Origin of the sequence: Evansella sp. AB-P1, assembly GCF_029688925.1 — a bacterium.
Classification (GTDB): Bacteria; Bacillota; Bacilli; order Bacillales; family Salisediminibacteriaceae; genus Evansella.
Genome location: NZ_JARUKY010000008.1, coordinates 26,393 through 48,391 on the forward strand (window position 1 = coordinate 26,393; position 21,999 = coordinate 48,391).

At 35.8% G+C, this 21,999-nt stretch carries 23 protein-coding genes, 1 riboswitch and 1 other annotated feature; of the genes, 8 read left to right on the top strand and 15 right to left on the bottom strand.

All coding sequences use genetic code 11. The features are described from left to right. Window positions 1-190: 190 nt before the first annotated feature. Window positions 191-1,468 carry a BaiN/RdsA family NAD(P)/FAD-dependent oxidoreductase gene (locus QA612_RS09605; RefSeq protein WP_481804434.1) on the top strand — a complete coding sequence of 426 codons (1,278 nt, stop codon included), beginning with the start codon at window positions 191-193 and terminating at the stop codon, window positions 1,466-1,468. Window positions 1,469-1,510: 42 nt separating this feature from the next. Here QA612_RS09605 and leuS read toward each other — a convergent pair whose 3' ends face one another. Further along, on the bottom strand, window positions 1,511-3,928 hold the full coding sequence (leuS, locus tag QA612_RS09610) for a leucine--tRNA ligase (protein WP_278283593.1): 2,418 nt from the start codon (window positions 3,926-3,928) through the stop codon (window positions 1,511-1,513). 115 nt (window positions 3,929-4,043) lie between these two features. Continuing rightward, window positions 4,044-4,303 (bottom strand) — a binding site (T-box leader). Window positions 4,304-4,417: 114 nt separating this feature from the next. Then, window positions 4,418-5,626, bottom strand: coding sequence for an MDR family MFS transporter (locus QA612_RS09615; protein WP_278283594.1), 1,209 nt, complete (start codon window positions 5,624-5,626; stop codon window positions 4,418-4,420). A gap of 252 nt (window positions 5,627-5,878) precedes the next feature. On the opposite strand from QA612_RS09615, the gene mnmL reads away from it, so the two are divergent. Both mnmL and mnmM read left to right on the top strand, forming a co-directional pair. Then, complete coding sequence (gene mnmL / locus QA612_RS09620; RefSeq protein WP_278283595.1) at window positions 5,879-6,841, top strand: tRNA modification radical SAM protein MnmL/YtqA; 963 nt, start codon at window positions 5,879-5,881, stop codon at window positions 6,839-6,841. Then, a complete protein-coding gene (gene mnmM / locus QA612_RS09625; protein WP_278283596.1) occupies window positions 6,838-7,410 on the top strand; it encodes a tRNA 5-(aminomethyl)-2-thiouridylate-methyltransferase MnmM in 573 nt (190 codons plus the stop codon). The genes mnmL and mnmM overlap by 4 nt, the downstream gene beginning before the upstream one ends. Before the next feature lie 82 nt (window positions 7,411-7,492). Here the strand turns inward: mnmM and QA612_RS09630 are convergent, their stop codons facing one another. Further along, window positions 7,493-8,557 (bottom strand): tetraprenyl-beta-curcumene synthase family protein, encoded by a 1,065-nt coding sequence (locus tag QA612_RS09630; RefSeq protein WP_278283597.1) that lies wholly within the window; start codon window positions 8,555-8,557, stop codon window positions 7,493-7,495. 123 nt (window positions 8,558-8,680) lie between these two features. Next, complete coding sequence (locus QA612_RS09635; protein ID WP_347568868.1) at window positions 8,681-9,472, bottom strand: alpha/beta hydrolase; 792 nt, start codon at window positions 9,470-9,472, stop codon at window positions 8,681-8,683. A 176-nt stretch (window positions 9,473-9,648) separates the two neighbouring features. Between QA612_RS09635 and QA612_RS09640 the strand changes: the two genes are divergently transcribed. The 3 genes from QA612_RS09640 (at window position 9,649) to QA612_RS09650 (ending at window position 12,674) form a co-directional block, all read left to right on the top strand. After that, window positions 9,649-10,167: a gamma carbonic anhydrase gene (locus QA612_RS09640; RefSeq protein ID WP_278283598.1), complete on the top strand. Its 519-nt coding sequence runs from the start codon at window positions 9,649-9,651 to the stop codon at window positions 10,165-10,167. 472 nt (window positions 10,168-10,639) lie between these two features. After that, the gene (locus QA612_RS09645; RefSeq protein WP_278283600.1) at window positions 10,640-11,176 is read left to right on the top strand and encodes a phosphatase PAP2 family protein; all 537 of its coding nucleotides are present in this window, start codon (window positions 10,640-10,642) and stop codon (window positions 11,174-11,176) included. Window positions 11,177-11,528: 352 nt separating this feature from the next. Next, window positions 11,529-12,674, top strand: a complete 1,146-nt coding sequence (locus QA612_RS09650) for a glycosyltransferase family 4 protein (protein WP_278283601.1) — start codon at window positions 11,529-11,531, stop codon at window positions 12,672-12,674. Between the two features lie 510 nt (window positions 12,675-13,184). Here the strand turns inward: QA612_RS09650 and metK are convergent. Beyond that, complete coding sequence (gene metK, locus QA612_RS09655; protein ID WP_278283602.1) at window positions 13,185-14,390, bottom strand: methionine adenosyltransferase; 1,206 nt, start codon at window positions 14,388-14,390, stop codon at window positions 13,185-13,187. Window positions 14,391-14,625: 235 nt separating this feature from the next. Next, window positions 14,626-14,747, bottom strand: a riboswitch (SAM riboswitch). 429 nt (window positions 14,748-15,176) lie between these two features. Between metK and pckA the strand changes: the two genes are divergently transcribed. Continuing rightward, window positions 15,177-16,766, top strand: coding sequence for a phosphoenolpyruvate carboxykinase (ATP) (pckA, locus tag QA612_RS09660; protein WP_278283603.1), 1,590 nt, complete (start codon window positions 15,177-15,179; stop codon window positions 16,764-16,766). Window positions 16,767-16,893: 127 nt separating this feature from the next. Here pckA and QA612_RS09665 read toward each other — a convergent pair whose 3' ends face one another. Next, window positions 16,894-17,673: an alpha/beta hydrolase family protein gene (locus QA612_RS09665; RefSeq protein ID WP_278283604.1), complete on the bottom strand. Its 780-nt coding sequence runs from the start codon at window positions 17,671-17,673 to the stop codon at window positions 16,894-16,896. Window positions 17,674-17,849: 176 nt separating this feature from the next. Between QA612_RS09665 and QA612_RS09670 the strand changes: the two genes are divergently transcribed. Next, complete coding sequence (locus QA612_RS09670) at window positions 17,850-18,209, top strand: ABC transporter substrate-binding protein (protein WP_278283605.1); 360 nt, start codon at window positions 17,850-17,852, stop codon at window positions 18,207-18,209. Here QA612_RS09670 and QA612_RS09675 read toward each other — a convergent pair. From QA612_RS09675 to QA612_RS09715, 9 genes are all read right to left on the bottom strand, one after another. Further along, complete coding sequence (locus QA612_RS09675) at window positions 18,206-18,460, bottom strand: hypothetical protein (RefSeq protein ID WP_278283606.1); 255 nt, start codon at window positions 18,458-18,460, stop codon at window positions 18,206-18,208. The genes QA612_RS09670 and QA612_RS09675 overlap by 4 nt on opposite strands. Window positions 18,461-18,707: 247 nt before the next feature. Then, the gene (locus QA612_RS09680; RefSeq protein WP_278283607.1) at window positions 18,708-18,893 is read right to left on the bottom strand and encodes a hypothetical protein; all 186 of its coding nucleotides are present in this window, start codon (window positions 18,891-18,893) and stop codon (window positions 18,708-18,710) included. A 129-nt stretch (window positions 18,894-19,022) separates the two neighbouring features. After that, the gene (locus tag QA612_RS09685; RefSeq protein ID WP_278283608.1) at window positions 19,023-19,565 is read right to left on the bottom strand and encodes a recombinase family protein; all 543 of its coding nucleotides are present in this window, start codon (window positions 19,563-19,565) and stop codon (window positions 19,023-19,025) included. Further along, a complete protein-coding gene (locus tag QA612_RS09690; protein WP_278283609.1) occupies window positions 19,565-19,741 on the bottom strand; it encodes a hypothetical protein in 177 nt (58 codons plus the stop codon). Before QA612_RS09690 ends, QA612_RS09685 begins: the two co-directional genes overlap by 1 nt. Before the next feature lie 155 nt (window positions 19,742-19,896). Continuing rightward, window positions 19,897-20,154 (bottom strand): hypothetical protein, encoded by a 258-nt coding sequence (locus QA612_RS09695; protein WP_278283611.1) that lies wholly within the window; start codon window positions 20,152-20,154, stop codon window positions 19,897-19,899. 11 nt (window positions 20,155-20,165) lie between these two features. Further along, the gene (locus QA612_RS09700; RefSeq protein ID WP_278283612.1) at window positions 20,166-20,510 is read right to left on the bottom strand and encodes a hypothetical protein; all 345 of its coding nucleotides are present in this window, start codon (window positions 20,508-20,510) and stop codon (window positions 20,166-20,168) included. 12 nt (window positions 20,511-20,522) lie between these two features. Next, window positions 20,523-20,882, bottom strand: coding sequence for a hypothetical protein (locus tag QA612_RS09705; protein WP_347568869.1), 360 nt, complete (start codon window positions 20,880-20,882; stop codon window positions 20,523-20,525). Between the two features lie 132 nt (window positions 20,883-21,014). Continuing rightward, window positions 21,015-21,647 (bottom strand): zonular occludens toxin domain-containing protein, encoded by a 633-nt coding sequence (locus QA612_RS09710; protein WP_278283613.1) that lies wholly within the window; start codon window positions 21,645-21,647, stop codon window positions 21,015-21,017. Continuing rightward, window positions 21,647-21,994 carry a hypothetical protein gene (locus QA612_RS09715; RefSeq protein ID WP_278283614.1) on the bottom strand — a complete coding sequence of 116 codons (348 nt, stop codon included), beginning with the start codon at window positions 21,992-21,994 and terminating at the stop codon, window positions 21,647-21,649. Before QA612_RS09715 ends, QA612_RS09710 begins: the two co-directional genes overlap by 1 nt. Window positions 21,995-21,999 lie beyond the last annotated feature (5 nt).

The window sequence follows — 21,999 nt, forward strand, 5'->3', positions numbered from 1 at the left end:
TTTATAAAAAAAATAAAGAATATAACATGTGAACTGATCTATTCACCTCTTATACACATATATAATGATCTTTGCCGTAATTTCGTGATATTTACTCCTTAATTAATAAGATCTTATTTTCAAGCCTTTTGGTTTTTGTATAAAAACATGCTATCTTATTTATGAATGGTGAGAAAGATGGTGAATGAAAATGAAAGCAGATGTTATCGTAATTGGAGGAGGACCTGCTGGTTTGATGGCTGCTGTTGCAGCTGGCGAATATGGGGCAAAAGTTCTTCTTATTGATAAAGGAAATAAACTAGGACGAAAATTAGCAATTTCTGGTGGCGGTCGGTGTAATGTAACAAACCGTGCTCATGTGGAAGAAATCATTGCTAATATTCCAGGCAACGGTCGATTCATGTATAGTCCTTTTTCTAATTTTAATAATGAGGATATTATCCGTTTTTTTGAAAACCTAGGTATTGAACTAAAGGAAGAAGATCGTGGAAGAATGTTTCCTGTAAACGACAAAGCCATTACGGTCGTCAAAACATTGATTGATCGAATTAGGAATTTAAAGGTAGACATTCGTACTGGAACGGAAGTAAAGGATGTCCTTTTTAATCAACAAGAAAAAAAGGTAAAGGGAATAAAGTTAACCTCTGGTGAAATCATTGAGGCACCGAATGTTATTATAGCCGTTGGAGGAAAATCTGTTCCTCATACTGGCAGTACTGGTGATGGATATCCATGGGCAAAAAAAGCAGGTCATACTATCACAGAGCTTTATCCTACAGAAGTACCAATAACAGCTAATAATTCCTTTGTAAAAACAAAAGAGCTACAAGGATTGTCATTACGTGACGTTCGATTAACTGTATTAGATCCTAAATCAAAGAAGACCATTGTTTCTCATGATGGAGACATGGTATTTACTCACTTCGGTATTTCAGGTCCCATTGCATTACGTTGTAGTCAATATGTTGTAAAAGCAAAGAAAAAGCATCAAGTAAATACTGTTCCAATATCTTTAGACCTTTTTCCAACTTTAGGAATAGAGGGAGTATTAACTCAACTAAACGAACTCCTTGATTCAAACCCAAAGAAGGCAATTAAAAATGTATTAAGTGGATGGCTTCCTGAACGCATCATCCCAATTCTACTTGATGTTTCCATTATTGATCCATTAGTAGTTAGAACCGAAATTTCAAAGGATAAATTAAGAACACTAGCAAGTAATGCGAAAAACCTATTAATCCATGCAACTGGAACCTTATCTATTGAAAAAGCATTTGTTACTGGTGGCGGAGTTTCCGTAAAGGAAATCAAACCAAAGAGGATGGAATCAAAATATATGAAAGGTTTGTTTTTTTGTGGAGAAGTGCTAGATATTCATGGGTATACAGGGGGGTATAACATTACAGTTGCTTTCTCAACAGGGTACACAGCAGGACAAGCAGCTGCAATGAATATGTGGGAAGAATAAAAAAACTGAGGTGCACTATTACAGTGCCCTCAGTTTTTTTATTTAATTAGCTACAATGTTTACTAGCTTTCCTGGAACAGCGATAACTTTGCGCACTGTTTTTGTTTCAATCTCTTCTTTTACTTTATCAATTTCCATGGCCTTTTTCTCCATTTCTTCCCTGTTCGCATCCTTAGCAATGACAAGCTTTGCACGAACCTTTCCATTTACCTGTACAGCAATTTCAACTTCATTTTGTACTAAAAGAGAGGAATCATAGATTGGCCATGTTTGATAAGATATTGTATCTTCATGACCTAGTCGACTCCAAAGCTCTTCACTTAAGTGTGGTGCCACTGGAGATAAAAGCTTCACAAAGCCTTCAATCTGAGATTTTGACAATGTATCTTGTTTATACGCTTCATTAACAAACACCATCATTTGTGAAATTCCTGTATTAAATCGAAGACCTTCGAAATCCTCTGTCACTTTCTTCACTGTTTGATGATATGTTCGCGTCATCTCTTTTGTAGCTTGCCCATCTACAATAGCTGGATTTAACTCACCACTATCTTGAACAATGAGACGCCAAACACGATCAAGGAAACGACGAGCACCATCTAATCCTGTTGTACTCCAAGCGATAGACGCATCAAGCGGTCCCATAAACATTTCATATAAACGGAGTGTATCTGCACCATGGCTTTCTACAATATCGTCAGGATTTACAACGTTTCCTTTTGACTTACTCATTTTTTCATTATTTTCTCCCAAGATCATTCCTTGGTTGTATAGCTTTTGGAAAGGCTCTTTCGTCGGAACAACACCAATATCATATAGAACCTTGTGCCAGAAACGAGCATAAAGCAAATGTAACACTGCGTGCTCTGCTCCACCAATATAAATATCAACTGGAAGCCAACGCTTTAATAATTCTTGGTCTGCTAGTGCTTCCTCGTTATGTGGATCGATATATCGTAAGTAATACCAGCAGCTACCAGCCCACTGTGGCATCGTATTTGTTTCACGACGTCCTTTTTTCCCTGTTTCTGGATCCGTAACCATTAGCCAGTCCTCCGCATTGGCTAATGGAGATTCTCCTGTACCAGACGGCTTGAATTCCTCTAAATCTGGAAGTGTTAAAGGCAGTTCTTCTTCAGGAACAGGCTTCATTGTACCGTCTTCAAAATGAATAATTGGAATCGGTTCTCCCCAATAACGCTGACGACTGAACAACCAATCACGAAGACGATACGTCACCTTCTTTTCACCACGGTTATTTTCTTCAAGCCAGTCAATCATCTTACTTATTGCATCTGTATTGTTTAATCCATCCAAAAAATCGGAATTTACATGAGGACCGTCACCTGTGTACGCTTCTTTTGAAAGGTCACCACCAGATACTACTTCTTTAATTGGCAAATCAAATTGTTGAGCAAACTCAAAGTCTCGTTCATCATGACCTGGTACTGCCATGATGGCACCTGTACCATAATTTACTAGCACATAATCTGCTATCCAAATAGGAACATTTTCTCCTGTAACTGGATGTACAGCATAAGCTCCAGTAAATACCCCCGTTTTTTCCTTAGCTAGCTCCGTTCTTTCTAAATCACTTTTCGTAGCTACTTTCTTCTGATAGCCTTCCACTTCACTACGCTGTTCTTCTGATACAATTGCATCAACAAGCTTGTGCTCAGGTGCTAAAACAAGATACGTAGCACCGTAAAGGGTATCAGGTCTAGTTGTGAATACAGTAATCGAATCATTTACACCTACAATATCAAAACGTACGTCAGCCCCTTCTGAACGACCGATCCAATTTCGTTGCATATCCTTAATACTTTCTGGCCAATCAAGTTCTTCTAGGTCTTCTAATAAACGATCAGCATATGCCGTTATCTTTAGCATCCACTGCTTCATCGGACGACGTTCAACAGGATGACCACCACGTTCACTTTTCCCATCAATAACCTCTTCATTTGCTAAGACAGTACCTAATGCAGGACACCAGTTTACTGCTACTTCATCAATATAAGCTAATCCTTTTTCATATAGCTTCAAAAAGATCCATTGTGTCCATTTATAATATTTTTCATCTGTTGTATTTACTTCACGATCCCAATCATAAGAAAAACCTAAAGCTTTAATTTGATTACGGAAAGTATCAATATTTTTTAATGTGAACTCTCGCGGATGTCTTCCAGTGTCTAATGCATATTGTTCTGCAGGTAAACCGAAAGCATCCCAGCCCATTGGGTGTAAAACGTTATAGCCTTGCATACGTTTCATACGAGATAAAATGTCTGTTGCTGTATACCCTTCAGGATGTCCTACATGTAAGCCTGCCCCAGATGGATATGGAAACATATCTAGTGCATAGAACTTTTCCTTCGTTGGGTCATCCTCTACTTTAAAAGTCTTTTTTTCTTCCCAAAACTTTTGCCACTTTTTTTCTACTTGTAGATGGTCAAATGCCATCGCAAAAACCTCCCTTGTTCATATCTCAAGACGACGATAAGATATCTATAAAAATTAAATAACTTATGTAATAGCACCTCCAAAAAATAAACAAAAGCCTCCCATCCCTAATAAATATAGGGACGAGAGGCTATAAATCCATCCCGCGGTACCACCCACGTTAGTGTACATAGAAATGTACACTCACTCATACCTGTAACGTAGGTTAACGTTAAAGATTAATAAGATCTAAGTCGTAACTTCATCTATAAGTTACCTAATCCGTTCTTCTTTACGATTCCAAGGTGAGTTCATGCATCATTATGGTTAACTTTCACCGACCGTCAACTCTCTGTATCATACTAATACATTACTATTCCTTGTCGTCATCTTTCAATATATTCATATAGTGTAATTACTTGTTATTGTATGCATGCAAGACGTTAGTGTCAAGCAAGATTTATTAATATGATATACCAATTTCAAAACAATTAAACATTGAATCCTTCCTTAGGATGCACGAGACTCAATTTTTTTTCTAGTAAACGAAAAACCTTGTAGTTTCCTATCAAAAACAATAGTAGTTATAATTGGAATAATTAGTAACAATGTCAAAATATAAAATAGAACAGACATGCCATATAAATCCACTAATAATCCACCAAAAAATGGACCTATCAGCCGTCCACCAGTTCCAACACTATTCACAATCCCTTGATAAAAACCAGCTTTCCCCTTTGGTGCAAGCTGATGGGCGATGGTAGGAATTGCTGGCCAAACAAACATTTCACCTATCGTTAAGATAACCATAGCAGCGAGAAATGCAGGAAAGATTTCCGCTTGTGATAATACGAGATAGGCTGTCATGAAAATACAGACACCAACATAAATTTGAGATTTTAACGATTGGATCCAACGTACAATAAAAAACTTTATAAACGGCTGACAAAATACAATCATTGCTCCATTTATTGTCCATAATAAACTGTATTGACTTAGGGGAATCCCTATATTTTGCGTGTGTACAGAAATCGTAGATGCCCACTGCGTATATGCAACCCAGCAAATAAGAAAGCCGGAGCATAAAATGAGTAAAGCATGAAACCTCTTTTTACTTTCCACTACTGTACTTTGTTCAAATACATTGGTTGTAGACCCTTCTTCTCTTTCTCCTTGAAGCTGATTAAAAAAGAAAAGTACCAAAATGAAAAATACAAGATACATCATACCATTTCCAAAGAAAACGAAATCAAATCGATGGCTAGCAAGAAAGCCTCCAATGGCTGCTCCAGTAGCAACACCTACATTTTGTGCCACATACATAGCATTAAAGGGCCGACGTCCCCCCTCTGGCCAAACGGCTCCAGCTAAAGCATACATACATGGTACCATTAAGCCTGCTCCAAACCCTAAGCCCATAAGCAGTGTTACATAAGCAACAAAAGACTGATGTAGCATTGCTAAAATAAAAGCGCTTGTTGTTGTAATCATTAAACCTAAAATAATTGTACGGTAACCTCCAATGCGATCGAAGAGTTTTCCACCAATTAGATTACCAATGATTCCTGCTCCTCCATTAAACATAAGAACAAGCCCAGCAATCGTTAAAGGCTGTCCTAATACTTGACTCATATATATTGTATTTAAAGGCCATAAAAAAGAGGCCCCTGTTACATTAATGGCCATACCAATAACGAGTATCCAAATAGCTTTAGGCATGAATATCCCCCTTATTTCGTATTACTAAGTAAATTTTATGCCACGAAAGATTAATTATCAATAAATTTATTAGAATAATTTAAGAACAAGATATTATTTTATTAGATGATTACATTTTTTAACTTTTAAACATTATGTATGTCTGTGACAGTCTACATTAACTATGATAGGATATTAAAAGAATTACAGAAAAAGTGGATAATAGTAAGAGTTAAAAATATTATCGTTTTGAAAGGACGTTCTTGATAACTAATGAAAGAAAACATCCCTCCTATTTTTGGAGAAAAAAGATATTATACTTGGAGTGCACATTTAAAACAGCATTTTGGAGAAAAGGTTTTCAAGGTTTCCTTAGATGGAGGATTTGATTGTCCAAATAGGGATGGAAATGTTGCTAGTGGTGGTTGCACATTTTGTAGTGAAAGAGGATCAGGAGATTTTGCTGGAAATCGCAGAGATGATCTGATAACACAATTTAATACAATTAAAGAAAAGCTTCACCAAAAATGGAAATCTGCAAAATATATTGGATACTTTCAAGCTTATACAAACACATATGCTCCTGTTGAAGAATTAAAAGAAATGTACGAAGTCATTTTAGAACAAGAAGGAGTAGTAGGCCTTTCCATCGCAACCCGTCCTGATTGTCTCCCAGATGATGTAGTGGAATATTTAGCTGATCTCAATAAACGAACCTACTTATGGGTAGAATTAGGCTTACAAACGGTTCATGAAAAAACAGCTTCACTTATCAATCGAGCCCATGATTATGAGTGCTATGTGGAAGGGGTAAAGAAATTAAGAAAGCACAACATACGAGTTTGTTCACATATAATAAACGGCCTTCCATTAGAAACATACGACATGATGATGGAAACTGCAAAAGAAGTAGCTCAATTGGATGTTCAAGGTATAAAAATACATTTACTCCATCTTTTGAAGAAGACACCAATGGTAAAGCAGTATGAAAAAGGCATGCTTCAATTCATGTCACTTGAGGAATACGTGAATCTCGTTTGTGATCAACTAGAGGTAATCCCTGAATCAATGATCATCCACCGACTAACAGGAGATGGTCCTGCAGACTTAATGATAGGTCCAATGTGGAGTTTGAACAAATGGGAAGTATTAAATAGTATCGATGCAGAATTGAAACGAAGAAACAGTTGGCAAGGAAAGCTCTCTGAAGGTAAAAAAGGAGTTACGATACGATGAACCTATTAGGAGTATTACCTTTTGCTAGAGAGTTATTAAATAAAGTTGTTTCAGAAGGTGATATCGTTATTGACGGAACTGCTGGTAACGGCCATGACACGTTATTCCTAACAAAATTAGTAGGAAAAACAGGCAAGGTGTATAGCTTTGATATACAAGAGGAAGCAATAAATGCAACATATGATAGACTTCTAAAAGAAAACATGGAGCATGTTGCAACACTAATACATGACGGACATGAAAATGTTTTAAATCACTTAGAAAAAGAACACCATCATCAAGTTGCTGGGGCTATCTTTAACTTAGGTTACTTCCCAGGTGGAGACAAAGGAATTGTTACCACACCTGACACAACTATTTCTGCAGTAGAGAAAATCTTACTTCACCTCAGAAAAGGTGGGATTTTAGTCCTAGTAGTATATCATGGACATCCAGAGGGGAAATTTGAAAAAGAACTACTCGTTCCATATGTACGTAAATTACCACAGGATCAGTATCATGTTCTTGAGTATCGATTTACAAATCAAATGAACAATCCCCCATTTATTATTGGAGTTGAAAAAAGATAAAGAGTATTCTAATACTCCATAAAAGATAGGACCTAGTTACAGACTAGGTTCTATCTTTTTCTTAAGATATTTTATCTTTTTATTATGTTCCACTTTTACGACGATAAATCCAACCGTTAATATAAAAAAACAGTGTTGGTGCGCCACCGCTACGGATAAATTCATTCCCTTTTTTCTTTAAATCAGGATTATTTTTAACTTTATCATCAGCCAAATAGATCGCTAATAATCCATTATTTATTAATCGATGAAACTTCCAATCAGGAAGATTTCGTATACTCCTATCAGCTTCAAAGTAAAAATGCTTCATTCTTTCTATCATTTCGTCTTCATTTTCATAATAAAAACAAAAATTCAGATCTCCACCAGCCTTGTCCTCTTCTTGATCGATAAAATAATCCATCAATATGTGTAACCCTTGAACCCAAGGGAAATACCCTGCTTTAATCTTATTTACTTGTGATAATGTCATATTTTCATTTGCAGCAGAGTAGGAAGTTAAGCAAAAGATGCCAAGAGTGGATCCACAGCTTGCAGAAAATTCATACCAGCTCATTGGAGGAACACTTTGTTTATGTTGTTTAAACCAAGCCTCTAATCTTGGAACACGTTCTTCTAATTTGACATGCTTATGTACTTGCAAATCACTATACAATTCAGCAAGAGTAATATTACTCTCTTGCACAGCCTCATAGCTAGGAAACTGCTTTATACAGTCCTGACAAGTTTTTACTAACGAAGCTAAATAACCTCCATCATTTTTTTCCTCTCGATAACGGTAGTAGTCTTTAATTGCTGCATTAGGAGTTAATGCATCTGGCATGGATTCATGTAGTGCACGAAAATCATTAGGATCTAAGGATGTACTACGATCACAAAGATTATCTAAGTAATCACTTATTGTCTGATAAGCAACAATAAATTTAATAGCTTCCACTCTTTTTTCTTGTGCTAATAATCCGTAAATAGCTCCACCTTCGCAGTGAAAGGTCTTCGTTTCAATACTTGCTAGTGCTTGCTGTCTTAACTCAGGATCTGGAATGTCTTTTGCTTTTTCCTTCCAAATGTTCAAAAATTCATGAACTTTTGGTAAAACCTTTTTATAAACCTGATACATTAACGTCCACGAGGTAGTTGGAATACTCACAAATGTCTCCTCCATTTTTATTTAATCTATCTTTCTTGAGTAGTAAAACCTTTATTGCACCATTGCCTACTTTCAAGGGTCAATGGTGCAATTCAAACAATTTTTAGCATCTTAGAAAGTAGGTTAACACGACAACTGTATTGTTACAAACCCAAGTAAATGGGCAAGTACTTTATTCCTCTCAGGCTCATTGAGTACTTCGTGGTACAAACCATCCCATTCTTTATAGTATTTATTATGAATTGGTAAACGATTAAACCACGATATTACCTTCTCTTTATCCACAATTAAATCGTTCCCTCCCTGCATAACTAATAAGGGAACATTAGGAAAACTATCTACTTGTCTATGTGAGATATCCATTGCTTTTTCTAGTTCACTATACCATCTAACACTTACTCTTTTTATTAATAAAGAATCATTTAAATCCCTTTGACGCATCCTTTCGTCACGAGTTCCAGACCCAGGAGCAAGACCAGATGGAAAACGAAAGCTTGGATGAACAACATTTAACACACGTGCAGCAATTTTTTTAGATTTCTTAGGAGGATTGGTTAAACCTAAACATGGGGACGATAGAATAACAACGTCAGGTAATTCAACTTCTTTAAGAGACTGAAGGGTATAGATGGATATCAATCCCCCCATACTATGGCCCAGTAACACAACAGGTAAATTGTATTTCTTCCCTTCACTTAACCATTTTTCCAATACTTCTTTATAATCATTAAAGGAATTAACATGTCCACGGGGCCCTTCAGTCTTTCCTTGCCCAGGTAAATCCCCTATAATTACGTGATATCCTAGTGAGTGGAGTTGGTTCACTACCCATTCATAACGGACATGATATTCTCCTGCACCGTGAATAATCACAAACACTCCTTTTGGTTCTTCAGCTTCCCATTTCCACATCATGCCACCTCGCTTTCTCTATTTATTATCTTCTATTTTATAATCCCATTCGTCAAGTGACATCATTTCAACATTTCTATTTTAAATATAATTTGATAAACTAGAGAAAATTACTTGGAAACTTGAAAAAATTTAATGTAATGAAGAAACTGAATAAATTAATGAGGAGGAAAGGTTGCATGATTTATCCGTATAAAGATAAAGAACCAGAAATTGATGAAACTGCCTTTATAGCAGAAGGTACTGTCATAACAGGAGATGTTTCCATAGGAGAAAAGACTAGTATTTGGTTTAATACTGTCATCAGAGGAGATGTTTCTCCAACAATTATAGGTAAGCATGTAAATGTGCAAGATAATAGCGTACTTCACCAAAGTCCAGGTTACCCCCTTATTCTTGAAGATGGGGTAACAATTGGTCACCAATGTATATTACATAGCTGTACTGTTAAAAAACATGCATTAATCGGGATGGGTTCCATAATCCTTGACGGTGCACAAATAGGTGAAGGTGCATTTATCGGTGCAGGGAGCATCGTTCCACAGGGGAAAGTTATCCCACCTAGAACGTTAGCTTTCGGTAGACCTGCTAAAGTGGTCCGGAAATTAAAAGATAATGACATTATGGACATGGATCGTATCCGAAGAGAATACATTGAAAAAGGTCAATATTATAAATCCCTCCAATCAAAAAAATAGTTAAAGACTTTAAATTGTAAAAGGACTTCTTGGTTCATTCGAATTCAAGAAGTCCTTTTTCTTTTGCATTATTAATAAGAAAAGCGGAATGCGCCCCAATTCCGCCTAAGTACAGCCTACGTCCTGTAGGCAACGGCGTAATATCGACATCCTGTCTCCCACCGAAATGCAAATGTTCTGGCCGTTTAAAAGTGCTTTTTACTTTTTATGCGGACAGGTTATTTGACACGAGGTGATGGCGCCTCAATTTAACCTAAGAACACCCACGTCCTGTGGGCAAAGGTTAAATCATCGACATCCTGTCTCCTAGACACCTTACGTAGAGTGAAAATTTTATGCTTTCTTATCTTTTGAAGAAACGAAAACATTCCTTTTATAAATTCTTAGTAAAATCTTCAAATAAGCATTACGTTAACTTAATATTTTATCAATATGATGAAAAGGAAGCTAAAACCTAAGGAGGTGACAGCAAATGGAGAAATCACGCCATTTCTTTCATGTCATAGATTGTACATTTTTTCGGATTATTAATCGTAATGAGCAACAGACTGCTTATCATCAAATAATGGGCTGGCTAACTCATCTTGGTGGAGCACGCTTTACGATTTCATTTACAATCATATCGTTCTTAATATTTTATTCATCATTTAAATACGTGGTTATTATTTCTGCAGTATCACTTACTTTAAGCCATCTTATTGTTGCACTGATTAAAAAAATTGTTCCACGTTTCCGACCTTATATTACTTTAAACAACTCCTACGTAACAGCAAAACCATTAAAAGATTCATCTTTCCCATCTGGCCATACAACAGCAATATTTTCCTTATTAACTCCATATATGCTCTATGACTATCAGCTTACTTTATTTTTACTACCTATTGCCATCATCGTTTCTATATCAAGAATTACGATTGGTTTACACTATCCATCAGACGTGATAGCCGGAGCAATAGTAGGAACATCTACTGTTTTGTTTATAAACACCATTTTTCAGAGTATTTTTTAGTCTACCCTGAAAATAAGCGTTAGTTCAGGAGTCGAATGTAGCGACTCTAGCGACGAGCAATGCTTCACGAAAAACTTCGAGTTGTCTCGACGCATATAACATCAGAGCAACATTTGCAGAAGCAGAGACAGGACCATGTACTTTAGAAATGTATAGTGTAGAGGCTGAAGCATTGCCCGCGGTAAAGAAGACACTGTGAAGCATGAACAGATGTCGCACTTATGCCTGTGGTGAAAGCGTCCGTCAGAAACGCATGAACCACCCTTGAAAAGAAATTTTTCATTCCCCATGGTGCAAGTTTTACTTGCATGGAAAGTCTAATTTAAAAATAGAAATCGAGGAGGATCCATATATGAGGATTGCTTTGTTCACAGATACGTTTGCTCCACAAGTAAATGGTGTTGCAAAAACATTAGGTAGACTTGTAAATTATTTTGAAAAAGAAAATATCCCCCATGAAATCTTTGTTCCAGAGCAAGTTGATGATAACTCTCTTTTTAGTGGCAATGTTCACGGTTTTACAAGCTTACCATTTTTACTATATCCAGAATGTCGTATTGCCTTACCAAATATATTAAAGATCCGCAATCGTCTGCAGACACTTCAACCAGATCTCATACATCTTGCTACCCCATTTAATGTCGGCTTATGTGGGCTCCATTACGCTACAAAGTACCATGTCCCTTATGTAGCTTCATATCATACGCATTTTGACCAATATCTAGATTATTATAAATTAGGTTTTATGCTTCCTTGGATTTGGAAATACCAACATTGGTTTCACCGTAATGCAAAAAAAATATTTGTACCATCAAATGAAACAAAAAATCACTTAGAGGAAAAAGGTTTTAAGGAGTTAGAACTTTGGCCTCGTGGTGTAGATTGTCATATTTTTAATCCACATAGAAATAAAAGGGATTTTAAGGAACGTTATCATATAACTAAAAAGTATACACTTTTGTATGTGGGTAGAGTTGCCCCAGAGAAGGATTTGCACATATTGTCTGAAATGGTAGAAAACCTGTCATCAGAATTAAAAAAGGAAGTTCAATGGGTAGTAGTGGGAGAAGGACCTATGCTTTCTGAACTTAAGCAAAAGCATAAACAGGATATTTGCTTTACTGGTTACCTTGATGGGGAGGAATTAGCAGATGCTTATACTGCTGCAGATCTTTTTGTATTTCCTTCCTCTTCAGAAACGTTTGGAAATGTTGTTTTAGAAGCATTAGCATCTGGAACTCCAGCAATTGTAGCTAACTCAGGTGGAGTAAAAGAAATTGTAATAGATGGTGTCACAGGAATATTATGTTCTCCTAATGATACAGCATCCTTTATAGAAGGAGTTGAAAGGATGTTATTATCCCACTCACTACGTCGTTCCATGAGTTTAAAGAGTCGATCCTATAGTAAAAAGCAATCCTGGGATAAAATTTTTTCCAATCTTCTTTTTCAATATGAAAAGGTTACTACAGAACATAAACTGACTCAGCTAGTATAGAATTAATCTGATACTCCCACGGCTAAAGCCAGTGGGGTTCTAAGATACTGACAGGCTTTTCAAGAGTGCCCTTATCTCTCAAAAGAGAGAGTTTCCACTCTAGCACTAACCTGTTTCTCTTAGAACATCAATGGACGTATAGCGTATAGCTAGGCACTTCGTCAAGCCAGCCTAAAAGACCTCTTGTGTGCTTATCGTTCCGTATCGGTCGTATCAAACCGAAATTTTAAGGACGAACGTTGAAGATTTTACGTGGCAAACGTTATTTATCGCTTCTTGCCACAACTCCATATCTTCAGTTTTCAAAGAACATTTGTACTACTTGTAGAATAGCACAGGTGTTCGTATCATTCAATAATTTAGGCTAAAGCCTACCGAAAATTCATCCCATCTCTAAAGAGGGGCTACGCCCTGCATGGGCTTTCTTTTCGGAAATCTGTAATTAAATACTAAAATAGCTGTTCGGAAAGAGGATATAGCTTCTCTTTCTGAACAGCATTTTGTGCTTTATTATTTGTTCAACGCTTGCTCTTTTAAAATTGCTGCTTTATCCGTACTCTCCCATGGAACATTTAAATCTGTGCGACCAAAATGACCATAAGCAGCAGTTTGCTTATAAATAGGTCGACGGAGATCTAGCATTTTAATAATCCCTGCTGGACGAAGATCAAAATTGCTTCGTACAACCTCAACTAGTACTTCCTCAGACACTTTACCTGTACCGAAAGTTTCTACTGATATGGAAACAGGTTTTGCAACACCAATTGCATATGCAAGTTGAACTTCACAACGTTCTGCTAGTCCAGCTGCAACAATATTTTTTGCAACGTAACGTGCAGCATACGCTGCAGAACGGTCCACCTTCGTTGCATCTTTACCAGAGAATGCTCCACCACCGTGACGAGCATATCCACCATAAGTATCCACAATTATTTTTCTTCCAGTTAAGCCTGCGTCCCCTTGAGGTCCACCAATTACAAATCGCCCAGTTGGATTTATAAAGTACTTTGTTTCTTTATCCATTAATTCTGCTGGAACAACAGGCTTAATAACATGCTCTTTTAAATCTTGTTTGATCTGTTCTAATGTTGCTTCTGGATGATGTTGAGTAGAAATAACTATCGTATCAATTCGAACTGGCTTGTCATTCTCATCGTACTCCACCGTTACTTGTGTTTTTCCATCAGGACGTAAATAGTCAATTGTTTCATCTTTTCTCACTTCACTTAATCGGCGAGACAATTTATGAGCTAAAGAGATTGGTAAAGGCATAAGTTCCGGTGTTTGGTTATCGGCATAACCGAACATCAACCCTTGATCACCTGCTCCAATAGCTTCTATCTCATCTTCAGTCATTTGACCTTCACGTGCCTCTAATGCTTTATCAACTCCCTGAGCAATATCTGGGGATTGCTCATCAATGGATGTTAAAACTGCACAAGTTTCATAATCAAAGCCATATTTTGCACGTGTATAACCGATTCCTTTTATTGTCTCACGAACAATTTTTGGAATATCTACATATGTAGACGTGCTAATCTCTCCAGCTACTAGTACTAAACCTGTGTTAACTGAAGTTTCACAAGCGACACGAGCATTAGGATCACTTTTCATAATCTCATCTAAAATAGCATCTGAAATTTGATCACAAATTTTATCAGGATGCCCTTCAGTTACAGATTCTGATGTAAATAATCGTCGTTTTTTTTCTGCCACAGTATGTACCTCCTTCATTTTTCTCCAATTAGGATATGTTAATTGATGTGACGGTACTCGTTCTCCTAGCAGAATGGTGCAAATCGATAAGTCGATTTGGGGATTAACGTTTTAAAGCTTGCGAATCTTTCATTTTTAAGATGAAAAAATCACGAAGCTGTTTGAACAATCGGCTATCCAATAAAATAAAAAACCCTTTCCAGTGAGGAAAAGGTTATACCCATTCGCCTTTCACCTCTTATCGATCAAGACATACGTATATATGTCTTGCAGGTTAGCACCGTTTCACCTTGTCGTGGTGTGGTGATGGTTGCCGGGCTTCGTTGGGCCTGTCCCTCCGCCGTCTCAGGATAAGAGTATCCATCCGTTCGCCAAAAGGATAACTGATTTCCCTTGACCTGTCAACCATTGTCTCCCATTTTAATGAAGTTTTTACTAATATCATATTTTATTTTATCAATATTTTAATTTTTCATTCAAAATGCAAGAAAACATACGTGCATATCAAAGTTTGTATAACATTTCACAAATTCGCCGTTTCACCCACTGTTTCAAATCTAATTTTGTTCTACAAATAGAGTACAATAATTAACAAATGAAGCTAGATAGTCCAATAGAGAAAATTCTAAATAGTGATTTATTTTATATGTATTAATTAATTTTTTTACTTATTATGATGCACATCCGCCAAAATAAAGTATATACTATTAACTAAATATGTTATACTATTTAAAAACTACTATGAGCTTTTTAAAAATTGGTTTGCTAACTGAAAGGGTGATAGCTATGAGTACAATTCACTTTGAAACAGAATTAGTTCGAGTACTACGAGGAAGCAATGTAAGTCATGACCTGTCTGTTTCACACTTAGTAGAAAAAGCTTTAGAACGGAAAGAAGGTACACTAACCTCAACTGGAGCTTTTCGTGCAACAACTGGTAAATATACTGGTCGTTCCCCGAAAGACAAATTCATTGTAAAAGAGAAGGATACGAAAGAAACGATTGACTGGGGGATAGTGAATCAGCCCATTTCATCTGAGGTTTTCGAACGTCTCTATATGAAAGTGTTACACTATTTAAACTATCAGAATGAAATCTTTGTTCGAAGAGGGTATGTTGGTGCAGATAAAAAACATCAGCTTTCTATTCGAGTTATAAATGAATTAGCATGGCATAATTTATTTGTTAAACAACTATTTATTTCACCACAACAAGAAGAATTATCCTCTTTTTATCCTGAATTCACTATAATTTCAGCACCTGGATTTAAAGCCAATCCTAAAATAGATGGAACGAACTCTGAAGCATTTATTATTATCTCATTTGAAAAACGAACAATCTTAATTGGGGGAACGGAATATGCTGGAGAAATGAAAAAATCTATCTTTTCTGTAATGAATTTTTTACTTCCAAATCGGAATGTTCTACCAATGCACTGTTCAGCAAATGTAGGCGTTGAAGGAGATGTAGCTTTATTTTTTGGATTATCAGGAACTGGAAAGACAACATTATCTGCAGATCCCCATCGTGCTTTAATAGGGGATGATGAGCACGGTTGGTCCACAAATGGTATCTTCAACATTGAAGGAGGATGCTACGCGAAATGCATAAATCTTTCAAAGGAGAATGAACCACAAATTTTTAACGCCATTCGATTTGGATCAGTTATTGAGAATGTAGTGATCGAAGAGAGTTCTAGAAAAGCTAAATATGAAGATTCTTCACTAACAGAAAATACAAGAGCAGCTTATTCACTAGATGTAATACCTAATTCTGTTATACCAAGTGTATCAGGACACCCAAATACAATTATTTTTTTGACAGCTGACGCTTTCGGGGTGCTACCGCCTATTAGTAAACTGTCAAAGGAACAATCTATGTATCATTTTTTATCTGGCTATACAAGTAAATTAGCAGGAACGGAACGTGGCATAACAAAACCTGAGGCAACCTTCTCCACCTGCTTTGGTGCGCCATTCTTACCATTACACCCAGGAGTGTATGCAAAAATGCTTGGTGAAAAAATAACGGAACACCATGTCAATGTATTTCTTGTTAACACAGGATGGTCAGGAGGTCCTTATGGAATCGGTAAAAGGATAAACCTTTCCCATACACGGGCAATGATCCAAGCTGCCTTACAAGGAGAATTAAAATCCATGGAAACTGTCGTAGATCCAATATTCCGACTTCGAATCCCACTTCATTGCCCAGGAGTCCCTGACGAACTCCTTCAACCAAGAAAAACTTGGAATAGTGAACGGGAATATGAAAAAAAAGCAAGACAACTAGCGAACAAGTTTAATGAAAATTTCAAAAAATTTAATGATCTGTCATCTACTTTTTTCTCTGCAGGACCTACTTCTACTATATAACCCTATAGATAAGAGGTTTTCATAACTTCTATTGTTATAGAGGATGTTCAAAAAGTCCGGGAAAAATATCTGTCGAATCTCTGCGTTGGCTTGCTTTTTGAACACGCACTTATAGAAAACCTCTTTTTCATTCTTTTTCCTTTAACCATGCGGTGACTTTTCTTGTTAGCATTAGCTGCTTCCTAACAGTTAAAGTATGTCCTAATTCACCGTAAATCCAACTCTCCACTTCTTTGTTCTGCCTTTTTAATTCACTCTCTAATAAATATGCGTGTTTTACGCTAACACTAGTGTCTCGTTCACCATGTACAATTAAAACCGGACAATGAATACTGCTAACCATTTGAATTGGAGATCTATCTAAATATATCTCCTCTTTTTCGTCTGGACTTCCTCCAATTACTCTTCTAAGCATCTTCCGTAAATCAGGACGTTCCTTGTAAGTTAATGTTAAATCAGAAACTCCTCCCCATGTAACCATAGAAGTTGGTGTTCTTTCTTTTGCAACCATTGCCCCCATCATTCCACCACGTGAAAACCCTATTACATGGATATTGCTTGAACATACATTCTCTCTATTAAGTAAAATATCGTAAGCAGAAAGGGCGTCTTCTCGATCTTCTCCACCAAAGTCCTCTTCTCCTTCCCCTCCTAAATTTCCTCTATAGACTGGTGCAAAAACTACATATCCTTCAGAAGCATATTGCGTTATTCTAGATACTCTCACCATTCCTACATGGCGAATGCCACCGCGCAAATACAATATTCCTGAATAGTTACCTGGTAATAGTGGTTCAACTAAATAGCCTTTTACTTTAAGGTTACGTGAATAATATGTAATCATCGATAATTTTAACGTTTTACTTGGAGATGGAAGTACTATTTCTTCAATGATTTTACCGTTCATATAAAAACACCTTTCTAAAAAACTTTACAAATTGTCCATTTTACGTGATGAGTGAATCATGTTACCTAGATCTTAAAATATTTTTATAAAGTATGAAAGTGTGATTCACACATTTTACTAGTTAATCATAATTTATCACATCAGCGTATACCTAATTTTTTCAGGAGGGACAGGAAATGAAGTTTATCAAATATGTTTTGTTACTTATTATTGTTCTGGGTACTGCCTTCATTGTAGGCTGTAATTCAAGTGATGACGACTTAACAGAAGTTAGAGTTGGAGAGGTTACTCGATCTGTTTTTTATGCTCCACAATATGTTGCCCTATCTCAAGGATTCTTTGAGGAGGAAGGTCTTAGTGTTGATTTAACAACTACTTGGGGTGGCGACACGACAATGACAACACTACTATCTGATGGAATTGATATTGCCCTTGTAGGAGCAGAAACATCTATTTATGTGTATGCACAAGAAGCAAGTGATCCTGCAATTAATTTTGCACATGTTAGGTTAACTATAAAACAGGGTTTTATTTAATCGAAGTAGACTTTACCGTCTTTTAATATGGGGATGATTCGAAAGGTATCTGAGGCTTGAAATCTTTCCTGGAGATGGTCAATGATCGAAGGATTATTTACAGCTAATTTTACTATTTCTTCTGCCATTTTTGTTTTTGAAATATCACATGCTATTGATAATCTTTTTAATCGATCATGAGTATCTTGGTCAAAAGACGGATTAACACGAGTCTTTTTATCAGATCTTATTTTTCGTTCCTTAACTTGCACTTCTTACCCTCTCCCCTTCACTAATTTTATAAAAAAAATGATGATAAGTCAGTAACACTGTAACAGATTTACACTGTTACATCGTTACTTTGTTACAACTTATGCTGCTAGAGGAGGACAAAGTACAAAAATCTGTTCTGAGAAGTGAAAAATATGGACATTAACTTTTCTTTTGTGTAACATTCCTTTCTAATTCACGATAGTAAGACTTAATTATAATGTACATATATCACTTCTCCATTAATAATTACTTTTTTATTACTTTCATACTTTCAATATGTTCTGTAAATAAAACATGCTGTTCTTCGGTCACTATGCAAGGAAAACCATTTACCATAGACTTATACTCACTTCTTCTTACATCTGAATTAGTATCTACATTCAACTTTTCACCATTTTTAAACAATATTTTTACAAGATATTTTTTCTCCATAAAATCACCTCCTAAATTTTGATACTAATTAATTCAGTATTAAATACGTTAACTCCTACACATAAAATGTTATTTTTTGTATTTTTTGTGTCTATTTGTTATTCCTACCACTAAACTCACTAAAATTAGTTAGTTTATATTACGATAAAGTGTGCTACTCGATACTCCCGTAGCATCTACAATTTCATTTATTGTAAATTGTTTTGTATGATACATTTTTAAAGCCTGTTCAACTTTCTTTTGTTTTGTTTTAGGTCTACCACCTTTTCTTCCTCTAGCTCTTGCAGCTGCTAGACCAGCATTCGTTCTTTCACGAATCATATCCCTTTCTAATTCAGCCAGAACTGACAACATACGAAACATCGCTTTACCCATTGGTGTAGTAGTGTCAATATTATCTTGTATGCTAATTAATTCCACACCTTTAATCTCTAATTCTTCTGCTACCTTTAATAGTTTAAGTGTGGATCTAGCCAACCTATCTAACTTATATACTACAAATTGATCTCCTTCGCGCAATATATCAATAGCTCTGTTCAACTGCTCTCTTTCATCCTTAGCTCCAGAAATCTTTTCTTGATATACCCGTTCACATCCTGCATTATTAAGTGCATCTAATTGCATTTCCAATGATTGATCCTTCGTACTTACTCTTGCATAACCTATAATCATCATTTTAACTCCTTTTGGCGTTCTATGAATTCATTCAAAATATGCTCTATTAACTTAAAATCATTATTGAATGGATAATGCCTGAAATCAGTTTCTTGATTTTTGGATAGTTTCCTAATTTCGTCTAATTTATTATCTATTTCTGTAAGCCATAGAACCGTTTCATAAAAATCCAATTTTTCTCCCCCTTTTTAGTCTAATTTTCTTTTAAAAGTACCTTTTTGATAAATAGAATATGGTAATGAGTTTTGGGAAACTTTGTCCAATAAAAAGGGGCATTTATTTGCCCTTTTTTATCCCTTATCAAAAACGGTGGTTTTTGATACTTAAATTAGTATCCATCCCTAAACCTTTTAGAGTATTTGTATTTCGTGTGAAACATAAATTCATTTACTCCTGTTTTAAAGCTTCCATGGTGTTTCCCCACTTTATAAGAAAACATCGCGTTTTTTACAAAATCAATTAAATGTGGTGCAAAGATTAGAGCCATTGCTAATACAATAAAACTAACAACTAATCCAATGAGATCCATACCTCCACCAACAACATCTGCGACACTAAACGGTAATTGTATTCCTGATAAATCCATCCTTTTCCTCCTTAGACTGCATGTATAAGCAGCATATTATTTATTGTTTTTAAAACATCAATTCCATCACTTAATTCATCTTTCTCTGTCTCCAGAAGTTCTGATTCTAGTTTTTCTATATACCAAGGGAAGAATGACTGTAGTAGTTCAAGTTCCACAGTAGATAATTGAATATCATGAATATCATCTTCTATATTGATCTCCAGGAGTTTATCAACAATTGAATCATAAATTCCAATGTATTCTTTAACTTCTTTTCTATCATGTTTCTTCTTTAATCCCTTTTTTGTAGGATTTCTCATGATTCCCAAGTGGTAAACTAATACTGACAATTCTTCATTTTTTAGTCGTAACATAATTATTCCTCCTTAGGATGCTGCAAGTCGGTGTCTGGTGACATGCTCATCGATATAGTTTTGTAGCTTACTAATTTCATTTTCTGTAATTTCTTCTATTTTCATCATGAAATATGTTTTCCCACAAACCTTCACTTTTCGATCTTCCGAATAATCTCTACATCTTTTCCAATGCATACAGCTGCGAGGTAGTAGAATAAAACCAAGCTTACTTGCTGCTTCTTCAACAGCTTCTAACGCTTTGTAAAAATAAAATTCATTCATTAGTTTTGCAAACTTTACTTTTGGTAAAGAGGGGAAATTATAAAGGAGAGCTCTAGGATCACGATATTTATACCCACTAGGTATTAATGAAAGGTTTTCGATTCTCAAGTCTGTTCATCTCCTCTAATCTGGATTTCATTTTCTTTTCATGTAAAAATGTGTTTAACTTATCTACTAAAACATCAATTAGCAATAGCAAACTTCCCATTATGATAACAACGACAAACACATGTATAAAAATCATGATACCAACACTCTTTCACGAATTTTTCTAGCTTCATTATGAATTCTTTCAAGTTCATCAAAGAATTCGTCTGATTGTCGTTCTGTTGCTGGAAGTGGAAACCCTTTAACCATTTGATGTGTATCATAAAGATTTAACGCCATATACCTTTTAGCTCGATACATTGGTAAAAACTGACGATGTAAGAACTCTCCAGTTTGAAAGTCTATAAAAGTATATTGAAATCCTTTTTTACCAATCCTTCTACAATGAACGAGCACCTCTACAATTTGTCTTATTCTACTATCCACATTTCCGATGTTAGGACTAGCATACATCTGTACACTATGCATTTTTCGTGTGTACATCATTACCTCTGTTGCAATAATTGATCCAAACTTTCCCCATCTTCGTGAATCAAAAGCCATGTGTGCCTCATCCCAGGTACAGATAGATCCTTGTCGTTTAGCTACTTCATACCAATCTGTATAATGATCCATGCTACTAGATTCTTTTAATTTGTAATTTGAAAATAATGCTATATCGCCGCCATTTTCACGGACTTTTGCTCGGAAATGATGTGCCATAATTGACATCATAAACGTTTTCCCACTGCCTAATGGACCTTGAAAAAAGAAATGATGCGCCATTATCGATCACCTTTTCCTGCTTTTTCAGCCATTACTATTGGTTTTGGAGGTTTTGGAATCAATGCTTCAATCGTATCGATGTAATATTTAGGATCTGCAACATGAACTTTACTTTCCATGATGAATTTTTCTATATCCTCATATGGATCTCCGTCTGGATGTAAGTACTCATTATTTCCAAGCTGCTTTAAAAAGATAAAAGCACGTACTTGCCATTCTTGTAATTCTTGAGCATTCGAATTCATTACCTCTAAAACTTGTTTTACATCTGATATGTGATGCACTTCTGGAAAGAGATTATCTGATATTACGGATTGTAATTTTTCCGAATCACTGTTTTGTTGCATAAAAT